The organism is Novosphingobium sp. SG919, assembly GCF_012932495.1.
In the GTDB taxonomy this organism is placed as follows: domain Bacteria; phylum Pseudomonadota; class Alphaproteobacteria; order Sphingomonadales; family Sphingomonadaceae; genus Novosphingobium; species Novosphingobium rhizosphaerae.
Genome location: NZ_JABCNG010000004.1, coordinates 165,966 through 178,308 on the forward strand (window position 1 = coordinate 165,966; position 12,343 = coordinate 178,308).

Consider the following 12,343-nt stretch of genomic DNA (forward strand, 5'->3'; position numbering starts at 1 on the left):
CGATATCATTCGAGGCGAGGTTGGCCGTTTGCGTACTCTGGTTGATATTCCCGACGACGATATCGACAAGCTCGATGCCCTGGCGGTTCGCGCCGGCCGCTCGCGCGCGGCCGAGATTCGCGAGGCGGTGAAAGCCCATCTGCTGCGCAAGTCCAGCCAGGACTGGATTGCGCGTGGCGCCGGCTATTGGCAGGGCCGCGCCGACCTGCCCGGCAGTGGCGAATAGGGCCCGCCGGAATGTCCGATCCCATCTTCGACACCGGCATTGTCGCCGATTGGCTTGCGGGCAAGCCGCAGGCGCGCGTCGAACTGCTGCGCTATCCGCGCCACCGCATCGCCCGGCTCACCTGGATCGAGCTTTGCGCGGCAGAGCCGATGGAAACGCGCGATCATGTCCGCGAATTAATCGCCCCGTTCGAAATCGTTGAACTCGATGGGCGTATAGCCACCGCAGCAGCCGATCTGATCGGGCGCATGGGCCTTTCGCTGGCGGCGGCGGCCGTGCTGGCCACGGCGCAAGTCAGCGGGGCGATTCTGGTGACACGAAATACCAAGGATTTCCCGGCCATGATGCCGGGCATCCGGATACCCTACCAATCCTGAAGAAAGTCTGGGCCAAGATCGATGTGCGGAATTATCGGAATCGTCGGCAAGGATGAAGTGGCAGACCGGCTGGTCGACGGCCTGCGCCGCATGGAATATCGCGGCTATGACAGCGCCGGGGTCTGCACCGTGTTCGACGGGCAACTCGTGCGCCGCCGGGCCGAGGGCAAGCTGGGCAACCTGGTCAAGGAACTGGCCGGCAACCCCGCGCCGGGCCTGATCGGCATTGCCCACACCCGCTGGGCCACCCACGGCGCGCCCACCACCAGCAACGCCCACCCCCATGCGACAAGCGAAGTGGCGCTGGTGCACAACGGCATCATCGAGAACTTCCGCCCCTTGCGTGAGGCGCTGATCGCGCGCGGCCGCAGGTTCGAAAGCGAGACCGATACCGAAGTGGTCGCCCACCTGGTTTCCGAACAGGTGGAAGCGGGCAAGTCTCCGGCCGAGGCGGTCAAGGCCGTGCTGCCGCAACTGCGCGGCGCCTTTGCGCTCGCCATCGCGTTCCGCCAGCATCCCGACCTGCTGATCGGCGCGCGGCTGGGTTCGCCGCTGGTCGTCGGCTTTGGCGAGGGCGAAACCTATCTCGGGTCCGACGCGCTGGCGCTCGCGCCGTTGACGCAGAAGGTGTCGTACCTGGAAGAAGGCGACTGGGTGATCGTGCGCCGCGACGGCATCGAGGTGTTCGACGTGGACAACAATCCCGTGCAACGCGCCGTCGTCGCCTCGGGCGCCACGGCCGCCGCGATCGAGAAGGGCAACTATCGCCACTTCATGCAGAAGGAGATCTTCGAGCAGCCGATCGTGGTCGCACAAACCCTGCGCTCTTACCTGCGCCGGGTGGAACAGACCGTCTCGCTGCCGCAGATCGATTTTGACCTGGCCAGCATCAACCGCGTGACCATCGTGGCCTGCGGCACCAGCTATTACGCTGGGATGGTGGCGAAATACTGGTTCGAGCAGTTCGCCCGCCTGCCGGTGGACATCGATGTGGCCAGCGAATTCCGCTATCGCGACCCCGTGCTGGAGCCGGGCGGCCTGGCGCTGTTCATTTCGCAATCGGGCGAAACGGCAGATACCCTGGCGGCGCTGCGCCATTGCAAGGCGGCGGGGCAGACCATTGCCGTGGTCGTCAACGTGCCGACCAGTTCGATGGCGCGCGAGGCGGACCTGCTGCTGCCCACCCATGCCGGGCCGGAAATCGGCGTGGCGTCCACCAAGGCGTTCACCTGCCAGCTGGCCGTGCTCGCCGCGCTCGCCGCGCACCTGGCGGTCAAGCGTGGCCGCCTCACGCGCGAGGAAGAGGCGGTGATCGTCAACCAGCTGGCCGAAACGCCCGCCGCGCTCAATGCCGCGCTCTCGCATGACGAGGAAATCGCCGCGATGGCGCCGCTGATCGCGCCCGCGCGTGACGTGCTTTATCTGGGCCGTGGGCCGGACTATCCGCTGGCGCTGGAAGGCGCGCTCAAGCTCAAGGAAATCAGCTATATCCACGCGGAAGGATACGCGTCGGGCGAAATGAAGCATGGCCCCATCGCGCTGATCGACGAAGCGGTGCCGGTGATCGTGCTCGCCCCGTCCGGCCCGCTGTTCGAAAAGACCGTGTCCAACATGCAGGAAGTGCGCGCGCGCGGCGGCAAGATCGTGCTGATCTCCGACGCCGAAGGCCTGGCCGAAGCGGGCGAGGGCTGCCTTGCCACGATCGAGATGCCCAAGGTCCACCCGCTGATCGCCCCGCTGGTCTATGCCGTGCCGGTGCAATTGCTGGCCTATCACGTCGCCGTGGCCAAGGGGACGGACGTGGACCAGCCGCGCAACCTGGCCAAGAGCGTGACGGTGGAGTGATCATCTAACACGCCCTCCCCCAGCCCCTCCCGCACGCGGGAGGGGAGCAAAAAAGACCCCCGCAAAGCAGGGGCCTTCTGCAAATCCCCTCCCGCCTGCAGGAGGGGTTAGGGGAGGGGATGTCGGCTCAAGCCGAAACGTTCAACCCCGCCAGCACGCCTTCGAACAGCTTGCGCCCATCGCTGCCGCCCTGCGCTGCTTCAATCATGCGTTCGGGGTGCGGCATCATGCCCAGCACGTTGCCCGCTTCGTTGAGCACGCCGGCAATGTCGCGCTGCGAACCGTTGACCGGCTCGGCATAGCGGAACGCCACGCGGCCTTCGCCTTCCAGGCGGTCGAGCGTTTCGGCATCGGCGAAATAGTTGCCGTCATGGTGCGCCACCGGAATGGTGATCACCTGGTCCTTGAAATAGCGCTGGGTGAACAGCGACTGGCTGTTTTCCACCTTGAGCGGCACTTCGCGGCAGACGAAACGGATGCCGGCATTGCGCATCAGCGCACCGGGCAGCAGCCCTGCTTCGGTCAGGATCTGGAAGCCGTTGCACACACCCAGCACCGGCACGCCGCGCCCGGCGGCCTCGACCACGGCCTGCATGATCGGCGAACGCGCGGCCATCGCGCCCGAGCGCAGATAGTCGCCATAGGAAAAGCCGCCCGGCACGGCGATGAAATCAAGGCCTTCGGGCAGGCTGGCATCGCCATGCCACACGCGGTGGACAGTGCCGCCGCAGACCTCTTCCACCGCCACGGCCATGTCGCGGTCGCAATTCGAGCCCGGAAAGGTGATGACGGCAGAGGTGAACGGCATCAGGCGGCAACCTTCTCGATGCGATAGTTTTCGATGACCATGTTGGCGAGCAGCTTGCGGCACATATCGTCCAGCGCTTCGTCGCTGGTGTCATCGGCCACGTCCAGTTCGAACAGGCGTCCGGCGCGCACGTCCTTCACGCCGGCAAAGCCCAGCCCTTCCAGCGCATGGTGGATGGCGCGACCCTGCGGATCGAGCACCCCGTTCTTGAGGCTGACATGGACGCGGACCTTCATCGGCGGTGGGCCTTTCGCAAAATAGGCTGTTTGGGACTCGGGGCCGCCTATGCCCCCGTCCGGCGCCAAGGGCAAGCCTTGCCTAGAGCTTGGGCACGGCCACGCCATCGGGCAACACCAGCACCGTCACGGCTTTGTCTGGCGTGAGCCAGGCCTTGGCCGCTGCCTGCACGTCGGCCACGGTCAGGGCGGCCAGGCGTGCGCGGGCGGCCTGGAACCGGGCAATGCGATCGGGCCGCGATTGCGCGCGCGCCGCCAGGGCCAGCCAGCCGCCATTGCCTTTCAAGGCGTTGTCCAGCCGCTCCAGCATCGGCGCGCGCGCGCGTTCCAGCACGTCGGCGTCGATCGGATGGGCGGCCAGATCGGCCATGGTCTGCGCCAGGGCGGCATGGGTGGCGGCAATGTCTGCCACGTTGACCGAGGCCTGGAGCGTGAAGGTGCCCCAGCCCGTCCACACTTGCGACATGTCGCTCGATGCGCTGGGGGAATAGGCCTTGCCCAGCTTTTCGCGCACGGTATCGATCACTTCGATGCCGGCCACTTGCTCCACCAGATCCATGGTGAGGGTTTGCACCGGGTCGCGATCGTCGGTGGTGGGCCATACCATGCGCACGATCGCCTGGTTGGCCGGCCCCTTGTGGCGCACGACCTGCACGCCGGGCTGCGCGGCAAATCGGCGCTGGCGCGCTTCCTGCCAAGCCCGGAACGTCGCTTCGCGCGGGGGCAGGGCGCCAAACGTGCGCGCCACGTCGGCAATCGCGGTGGCCTCGTTCACATCGCCCACCAGCGCGATTTCCAGCGCGCCACGGGCCAGCGGCTCTTTCAGCACCGGCTTCAACTGGGCAAAGCCAAGCTGCTGATAGGCCTGCGGCGATTGCAGGGTAAAGCGCGGATCACCGCCCGAGAGAATCCCGCCGAGCGCCGCCGAAAGCGCCGATCCCGGCGTGGCATCGCGCCGCGCAAAGTAATTGGCCATGCCCTGGTGAAACAGTTCTTCCGCCTCGGGCCGATAGCCGGGATCGGTGAGATAGGCGGCCATCAGCTGCAATTGCAGCAGCAGGTCGCGCGCCGTGGTGGTGCCGCCCGCGCCAAAGGTATCGCCATTGGCGCCGAAGCTGGTGCCCACCGCATGGCCGGCCAGCATCGTCTGCAACTGGTCCTGGCTATAGCGACCAAGACCGCCGGCGGGCAGGCTGGAGGCCAGGTCTACCGCCATGGGATTGTCGCGCGTTTCCAGCATCTCCCCGCCGTCCAGCGCCGCGCGCACATGGATGCGGTCTGCCTCCAGCGCGGTGCGCTTGATATTGAGCATCACGCCGTTGGCAAAGCGGATGCGGCGGATGCCGAGCGTGGCATCGGTGCTGTCGGCCACCACGGTGCCCGGCGTGCCGAAATCGGTATAGCCAAAGGTGTCGGCCGGCGCGGCTTTCCCCTCGTCCAGCGGCGCTGCCATCGCGGCCTGCCAGGTGTGGCGCAGCGCCTTGGCGCCGCCCGCCGGGGTCTTGCGTCCCTGGAACCGGATCAGCGGTTGGTCCAGCGGCACCGCCTCTCGCTTCAAGGCGGCGAGCACGCTGGCCGGCGTGATCGTGGGGGCAAAGGCGTTGAAGCGTGCCAGGCCGCTGCTCGGCGTGGTCGGCACCATGTCGTCGTGCAGCAGCGACAGCGCCAGGCTGACCAGCGTGGCATTGTTGCGCGTGGCTTCGCCGGCGGCGGCATTCTCGATGCCGGTGCGCAGGTTTGCCACCTGCTCGTCCACTTCGGCCTGGGTAAAGCCCTTGGCCAGCGCCTCGCGCCACACGGTGCCGGCGGCAGCCAGGCCGCGGGCCCAGCCGCCATCGACGGTATCGACGATCAGGTTGGTGGTGCGGCCGATCTTGAACACGTCGCTGGTGCCGAACCCGGCGCCGCGAAACGGTGCATCGACCCGGCGCGACAGGCTCTGGAAGCGGCGGTTGACGATGCCATAGCCGATCTGGCGCAGCAGGTTCTCGCGCCGCATGGCGATGGTGTCGGGCTCGTCGGTCCAGGGGCCATGGCGCGCCACGGTCAACCGCTCGGCCAGCGCCGGATTGATCCAGATTTCGGTCTGCCCGCGCTGATGGGGCAAGACTTTGCCCTGGCCGGGCCGGGCCGGGGCAGGCGCCGCCTGCCAATCGCCAAAGCGCCGGGCGATCGCGGCGGTCACTTTGTCGGGATCCACGTCCCCGATCACCACCAGCGTGGTCTTCTCCGGCACATAATGGGCTTGCCAGAATTGCTTGAGGCTTTGCGCGGTGGCCGCGTCGATCGTCTGCACGGTGCCGATCGGCAGCCGCTTGGGATACGTCGCCTTGGGATAGAAGAACGCCAACTGGTCCTGGAAATTGTCCAGCGCATAGCCTTGCCCGTCGCGCAGTTCCGACAGCACCACCCCGCGCTCGCGCGCCACCGCCTCGGGCGAAAACGTCAGCTCGCTGGCCGTTTCGCGCATCAGCATCAGCGCGGTATCGACCAGGTCGTCGTCGGCGCGCGGCAGGTCGAGCATATAGGTGGTCTGCTCGAAGCTGGTCTGCGCGTTGGTATCCGCGCCAAAGGCCAGCCCCTTGCGTTCGAGCAGGCGCACCATTTCGCCTTCGGGCACATGGGTGCTCCCGTTGAACGCCATGTGTTCCACGAAATGGGCAAACCCGCGCTCGCTCGCCGTTTCGTCCAGCGATCCGGTGGCCACGTCCAGCCGCACCTGCACGGTGCCCTTGGGCGTGGCGTTTGGCACGATGATCGTGCGCATGCCGTTGGGCAGCCGGCCAAAGCGGAAGCGGGGATCAGGCGCGAGGTCGGATTTCTCGAACACCCAAGTGGGCGCTGCGGCCACATGGGTTGGCGGCGCCGCGGCCGGACCATGGCCCAGGCCGGCGCAGGCGCTCAACAACAGTGCGGCAACAAGGGGCAGGAGGCGGGGCGCGGCCGGGCGATGGCGGGTCATTGCCTTGCGTTTGCCCCGCTCCTTGTGCGGCGGCAAGCGCTTATCGTGCGGCGCGGCGCTCTGTTCCGGCGTGTTGTGCGGCGAGCAGGGCGGCCAGTTCTGCCGCCGGCAAGGGCGGGCTGATGGCATAGCCTTGCGCGAGGTTGCACCCTTGCTGCGCCAGCAGGTCAAGGTCGTCGGCCAGTTCCACCCCTTCGGCCAGCGTTTCGATGCCCAGCGCGCCGGCCAGCGTGGTGATCGACCGCACGATGGCCTGGGCGCCGCGATCCCCGCGCAAGTTGCGCACAAAATTGCCGTCGATCTTGAAGGTGTCCACCGGAAAGCTGCGCAAGTGGTGGAGCGAGGAATAGCCCATGCCGAAATCATCGAGCGCGATACGCACGCCCAACTGGCGCAGCGTGGCCAGCGTCGCCTGGCTACGCTCGGCATTGGCGGCCAGCACGCGCTCGGTCAGTTCCAGTTCAAGCCGGTGTGGCGGCAGCTTGGCAGCGGCGAGCGCCTGGACCAGCGTGGGCAGCAGCGCGGGATGGGCGAACTGGCGCCCGGAAAGGTTGACCGACACGGCGATCTCGCCGGGCCAGGTGGCCGCCTGGGCACAGGCCTCGCGGATCACCCATTCGCCGATCGGCATGATCAGCCCGCATTCCTCGGCCAGCGGCACGAACTGGGCGGGGGAAATCGGCCCGTTCGTGTGATGGTTCCAGCGCAGCAGCGCTTCGCATGCCACGATCCGGCGATGTTGCAGGCTGAAGGTCGGTTGGAACGCCAGGGTGAATTCGCCGCTGCGCAGGGCCTGGGCCAGGTCTTCCTCCATCCGGCGGCGCTGGCGTACGCGCTCGTCCAGGCTGGCTTCGAAGAAGTGATAGGTGCCCTTGCCCTCGTCCTTGGCGCGATAGAGCGCCAGGTCTGCGGCGCGCAGCAGCGCGTTGCCATCCGCTCCGTCTTCCGGCCCGATCGCCATGCCGAAACTGGCGCTCAGCGGCACGAGTCGCTCGCCCAGCAAGATCGGGCTGTTGACCTGGGCATGCAGCATGCGGGCAATGGCGGTGCAATCCTGATCGGGTGGCAGGCCCGAAATCAGCAGGCCGAACTCGTCGCCACCGAACCGCGCGATCATTGCATCGGGGAATTGCCGTTGCAGCCGCAGGCCGGCCTCGCGCAGCAGCATGTCGCCGGTGGGATGGCCCAGCGTGTCGTTGATCAGCTTGAAATCATCAAGGTCGATGAACGCCACCAGCGTGCGATGTTCGGCATGCTGGCGGGCAATCGCGCGATCGAGCTTTTCGGCAAAGAAGCTGCGATTGGGCAGGCCGGTCAGCCCGTCGTGCAACGCGGTGTGGACGATGCGCCGCTCGCGCTCGTCCACGGCATCGACCATGGCGTTGAACCGGCGGGCAATATCGGCCAGTTCCGCGTCGCCTTCCTCGGAAAGGCGGGCTGCCTCGCCCTTGGCATAGCGCTCGCTCGCTTCGGAAAGCGCCTGCAGCGGGCCGGCAATCGCCGCGACCAGATCGCGCGTCAGCCACAATGCCAGCGACAGCCCGGCCAGGATCAGCAGGATTCCGGCCAGCGAAATGCCGTTGATCGCCACCATTGCCAGCACCAGCGCCACCGGCACCAGCACCCCGGTCAACGCGATGCGGGTGCGCAGGCTGCCGGTGGGCACGGCGGCCGCACGCGGCGGGTCATTTCGGCCGGGCAGGCGCAACATGGCGCTCAGCCAGCCATGTGGCCCGGCCGTACCGTGCGCGGCGCGGCAGATGCCGGCCTTGGGCTGGCAGTGGTGGCATGAAGGCACGGTTTCACCATGGCCGGCAATCTGCGCGGCACACGGCTAAGATATGGATCAGGCGATCATGCGCAGTGCAACGCACAAGGCATTAGGGAAAAATCCGCCATCCCGCGCCGGGGCGCGGGCATGCGAAAGGGCCGGCGAATTGCTTCGCCGGCCCCACCTTTTTCATCGCGTCTTGGCGGCCCTGGCGGGCGCCCTGCTTACTTCTTGGTGCGCAGCTTGCGGTGCGCGCCCAGGTCCAGCACTTCGCTCGGCCCGTCGTTGTCGAGCAAGCCCAGGCGGCGCGCCACTTCCTGGTAGGCTTCTTCCTCGCCACCCAGGTCGCGGCGGAAACGGTCCTTGTCCAGCTTTTCGCCGGTGACCATGTCCCACAGGCGGCAACCGTCGGGGCTGATTTCGTCGGCCAGGATCACGCGGCTATAGTCGCCATCCCAGATGCGGCCGAATTCCAGCTTGAAGTCCACCAGGCGGATGTTGATCGAGGCGAACATCCCGCACAGGAAATCGTTCACGCGGATCGCCATCGCGGAAATGTCCTGCATTTCCTCGTTGCTGGCCCAGCCGAAGCAGGCGATGTGCTCTTCGGCCACCATCGGGTCGCCCAGCGCATCGTCCTTGTAGTAGTATTCGATCAGGGTGTGGGGCAGGGGCTCGCCCTCGGCAATGCCCAGCCGCTTGGAAATCGAACCGGCGGCCACGTTGCGCACCACCACCTCGATCGGCACGATTTCCACCTGGCGCACCAGCTGCTCGCGCATGTTGAGCCGGCGGATGAAGTGCGTGGGAATGCCGATGTGCGCCAGGCGCGTGAACACATACTCGCTGATGCGGTTGTTGATCACGCCCTTGCCGTTGATCGTTCCGCGCTTCTGCGCGTTGAACGCGGTGGCATCATCCTTGAAGTACTGGATGAGAGTGCCTGGCTCGGGGCCTTCGTAAAGGATCTTGGCCTTGCCTTCGTAGATCTGGCGGCGACGCGACATGCGGCTTCTTCCTGCACGGCGGGGGCGATCGGCCCGCCCCCATGGAAAAACAATAAACCCCGGCAGACGAGGGAGTCGCGAGGCGACTGCATCGTGTGGGCCGGGGCATTCCCACCCGCCCATATGCGAAAACGCGGGGAAACGCAAACGCTGGCAAAGCGTTCGGCGTTCTGGAACATTTGATGCAATCTTATCGCCCTATCTTGAAAGCCGCCCTGGCTGCACAAGGCGGGCATCACGGCGGGGCCGCCCCGGCTTCGCCACCAAGGTATCCCTCTCTGCCCAAGGATGACGTGTGATGAGCAAGGTTCTGGTTCTCTATTATTCCAGCTATGGCCACATCGAAACGATGGCCAATGCCATTGCCGAAGGCGCCCGCGAAACCGGCGCCACGGTGGACGTGAAGCGCGTTCCCGAAACCGCCCCGCTCGAAGTGGCGCAGGCTGCTCATTTCAAGCTGGACCAGGCTGCCCCGGTGGCAACGGTTGCCGAACTGGCCGAATACGACGCCATCATCGTGGGCACCGGCACGCGCTTTGGCCGGATCAGCTCGCAGATGGCGGCATTCCTCGACCAGGCCGGTGGCCTGTGGGCCAGGGGCGCGCTCAACGGCAAGGTCGGCGCGGCGTTCACCTCCACCGCCAGCCAGCATGGCGGCCAGGAAACCACGCTTTTCTCGATCCTGACCAACCTGCTGCACTTCGGCATGACCATCGTGGGCCTCGACTATGGCTTCCAGGGCCAGCTCACGCTTGATGCCGTGCATGGTGGCGCGCCTTATGGTGCCACCACCATTGCTGGTGGCGATGGCAGCCGCCAGCCCAGCGAGATCGAACTGGATGGCGCGCGCTATCTGGGCCGCCGGGTGGCCAACACGGCCAACAAGCTGTTCGGTTGATGCGCATCGCCTGAAACCGACAGGCACGCGCAATGATGCAAGCGGTGCAGGCCCGTCCTGCGCCGCTTCATTGCATATGGGCAATACAGCATGCCAAAACGGTATGTGGCGGCGCCCGGTCCGATCGGCTAGCGCAGGGCGCGACAACGCTTCGCCCCACGGACTTACGGAGACCCGCCTGATGTCGCGCGCCGCCACGCTTGCCCTGCTGGAAACCTATTACGCCGCTTTCAACGCCGGGGATTGGGACGGCATGCTGGCGTGCCTGGCCGAAGATGTTGCCCACGATATCAACCAGGGCAGCCGCCAGGTGGGCAAGGACACCTTTGCCACGTTCCTTGGCCACATGGAGCGCTGCTACAAGGAGCGCCTCGAAGACATCGTGCTGATGGCCAACGAGGACGGCACCCGCGCGGCGGCCGAATTCGTCGTCCATGGCAGCTATCTTGCCACCGACGAAGGCCTGCCCGAAGCCCAGGGGCAAACCTATGTCCTGCCGGCCGGTGCCTTCCTGGCGGTGGACGGCGGCAAGATCACCCGCCTGACGATGTATTACAACCTGGCCGACTGGACGGCACAAGTGGTGGGCGAATGAGCGTTGCCATCCGCCCGCTGAGCGGCGCGGAAGTGACGGCCGCGCTCGATGATCTGGCGCGCTTGCGCATCGCGGTCTTTGCGGCCTGGCCCTATCTCTATGATGGGGATCGGGAATATGAGGCGCGCTATCTGGCCGAATATGCCGCCGCGCCCGGTGCCGTGCTGGTGGCCGCGTTCGATGGCGCTCGCATCGTCGGGGCGGCAACGGCCGCGCCGATGTTGCACCAGAAGGCGGAATTTCGCGCTCCGTTCGAAGCGCGCGGCATTGACACGGCAAGTCTGTTCTATTTCGGGGAAAGCGTGCTGCTGCCCGAATATCGCGGCGCCGGCATCGGCCATGCCTTTTTCGATCACCGCGAAGAGGCTGCCCGCGCCGCCGGGGCGCAGACGGCCTGCTTTGCCGCCGTGATTCGCAGCGCCGATCATCCCGCGCGCCCGGCGGGCTATCGTCCGCTCGATGCCTTCTGGCAGGGTCGCGGCTATGCGCTGATCCCCGGCCTCGTCACGCAGCTGGCGTGGAAAGAGCATGGCGCGGCGCAGGAAACCCCAAAGCCCATGCAATACTGGCTCAAGCATCTGTCATAAAAGGCGCCCCATGCCGCGTTTCACCGTTGCCGCCGCACAATATCCGATCGATCGCCTGGCCGATTGGGCGGCTTATGAAGCCAAGCTGACCGCCTGGGTGGAAGAGGCCGTGGCCGCCGGCGCGGCGCTGCTGGTCTTTCCCGAATATGGCGCGATGGAACTCGCCAGCCTTGATCCGGCGACCATGGGTGACCTGGCCGGTTCGATCGACACGGTTTCGGCGCTCTTGCCCCGCGTCGATGCGCTGCACGCGCGGCTGGCGCAGGCCCATGGCGTGCATATCCTGGCTGCCAGCGCACCGCGCCGCGATGGCGATGGCCGGTCACGCAATGCCGCGCGCCTGTTCGCCCCCGATGGCGCCATGGCCACGCAAGACAAGCTGATCATGACCCGGTTCGAGCGCGAGGAGTGGTTCATCACGGGTGGCGACGCCCTGCGCGTGTTCGATACCGCCCTGGGCCGGCTGGCGATCACGATCTGCTATGACAGCGAATTTCCGCTGCTGGCCCGCGCCGCGGTGGAAGCGGGCGCGCAAGTGCTGCTGGTGCCCAGCTGCACCGATACGCTGCATGGCTATTGGCGCGTACGACTGGGCAGCCAGGCCCGCGCGCTGGAAGGGCAATGCTTCGTGGTGCAATCGCCCACCGTGGGCGACGCGGCATGGTCTCCCGCCGTGGACGTCAACCGGGGTGCGGCGGGCATCTATGGCCCGCCCGATGCAGCGCCCGCCGGCGGCGGCATGCCGGCCGATGGCGTGCTGGCGCTGGGCGAAGAGGGCGTGGGCCAATGGGTCTATGCCACGATCGACACCGCCCACGTGGATGCGCTGCGCTGCGAAGGTGGCGTCCTCACCGTGGCGCATTGGACCGAGCAGCCCGGTGCAGCGCCATTGCCCGCGGTGGCGATCGTGCCGCTTGGCGGAAGCGTGTAACGCAACGGAAACGTTGATTTTATGCCGAGCAACTGAGGTTTGTGACGGTGCGCTGCAGACCTCTGCTATTTGTCATACAATTGTCTCCAAGCGCTTCTAA

The 12,343-nt window shown here is 66.5% G+C and carries 12 protein-coding genes; 7 read left to right on the forward strand and 5 right to left on the reverse strand.

The genetic code is table 11. The features are described 5' to 3' along the window. Positions 1-28: 28 nt before the first annotated feature. From FHT19_RS16155 to glmS, 3 genes are read left to right on the forward strand one after another with little or no spacing between them, the layout of a single operon-like run. Positions 29-226, forward strand: coding sequence for a ribbon-helix-helix protein, CopG family (locus tag FHT19_RS16155; protein ID WP_168556669.1), 198 nt, complete (start codon positions 29-31; stop codon positions 224-226). A gap of 11 nt (positions 227-237) precedes the next feature. Next, a complete protein-coding gene (locus FHT19_RS16160) occupies positions 238-603 on the forward strand; it encodes a PIN domain-containing protein (RefSeq protein WP_168556670.1) in 366 nt (121 codons plus the stop codon). 21 nt (positions 604-624) lie between these two features. Then, positions 625-2,448, forward strand: a complete 1,824-nt coding sequence (gene glmS / locus FHT19_RS16165) for a glutamine--fructose-6-phosphate transaminase (isomerizing) (protein WP_169475928.1) — start codon at positions 625-627, stop codon at positions 2,446-2,448. A 127-nt stretch (positions 2,449-2,575) separates the two neighbouring features. Here glmS and purQ read toward each other — a convergent pair whose 3' ends face one another. The 5 genes from purQ to purC all read right to left on the reverse strand — a co-directional run bounded on the left by purQ (position 2,576) and on the right by purC (position 9,232). Continuing rightward, positions 2,576-3,256 (reverse strand): phosphoribosylformylglycinamidine synthase subunit PurQ, encoded by a 681-nt coding sequence (gene purQ, locus FHT19_RS16170; protein WP_169475929.1) that lies wholly within the window; start codon positions 3,254-3,256, stop codon positions 2,576-2,578. Next, positions 3,256-3,492: a phosphoribosylformylglycinamidine synthase subunit PurS gene (purS, locus tag FHT19_RS16175; protein WP_168556673.1), complete on the reverse strand. Its 237-nt coding sequence runs from the start codon at positions 3,490-3,492 to the stop codon at positions 3,256-3,258. The genes purQ and purS overlap by 1 nt, the downstream gene beginning before the upstream one ends. Positions 3,493-3,574: 82 nt before the next feature. Beyond that, complete coding sequence (locus FHT19_RS16180) at positions 3,575-6,454, reverse strand: insulinase family protein (RefSeq protein ID WP_169475930.1); 2,880 nt, start codon at positions 6,452-6,454, stop codon at positions 3,575-3,577. A gap of 40 nt (positions 6,455-6,494) precedes the next feature. Then, entirely contained in the window at positions 6,495-8,252 is a 1,758-nt protein-coding gene (locus tag FHT19_RS16185) for a GGDEF domain-containing phosphodiesterase (protein WP_169475931.1), read from the reverse strand. Positions 8,253-8,449: 197 nt separating this feature from the next. Continuing rightward, entirely contained in the window at positions 8,450-9,232 is a 783-nt protein-coding gene (purC, locus tag FHT19_RS16190) for a phosphoribosylaminoimidazolesuccinocarboxamide synthase (protein ID WP_168556676.1), read from the reverse strand. A 298-nt stretch (positions 9,233-9,530) separates the two neighbouring features. Between purC and wrbA the strand changes: the two genes are divergently transcribed. From wrbA to FHT19_RS16210, 4 genes are all read left to right on the forward strand, one after another. After that, positions 9,531-10,130, forward strand: coding sequence for an NAD(P)H:quinone oxidoreductase (gene wrbA, locus FHT19_RS16195; protein WP_169475932.1), 600 nt, complete (start codon positions 9,531-9,533; stop codon positions 10,128-10,130). A 181-nt stretch (positions 10,131-10,311) separates the two neighbouring features. Further along, a complete protein-coding gene (locus FHT19_RS16200; RefSeq protein WP_168556678.1) occupies positions 10,312-10,725 on the forward strand; it encodes a ketosteroid isomerase-related protein in 414 nt (137 codons plus the stop codon). Continuing rightward, positions 10,722-11,312 (forward strand): GNAT family N-acetyltransferase, encoded by a 591-nt coding sequence (locus FHT19_RS16205; protein WP_169475933.1) that lies wholly within the window; start codon positions 10,722-10,724, stop codon positions 11,310-11,312. The genes FHT19_RS16200 and FHT19_RS16205 overlap by 4 nt, the downstream gene beginning before the upstream one ends. A gap of 10 nt (positions 11,313-11,322) precedes the next feature. After that, complete coding sequence (locus tag FHT19_RS16210) at positions 11,323-12,243, forward strand: carbon-nitrogen hydrolase family protein (RefSeq protein WP_168556680.1); 921 nt, start codon at positions 11,323-11,325, stop codon at positions 12,241-12,243. The last annotated feature ends 100 nt before the right edge of the window (positions 12,244-12,343 follow it).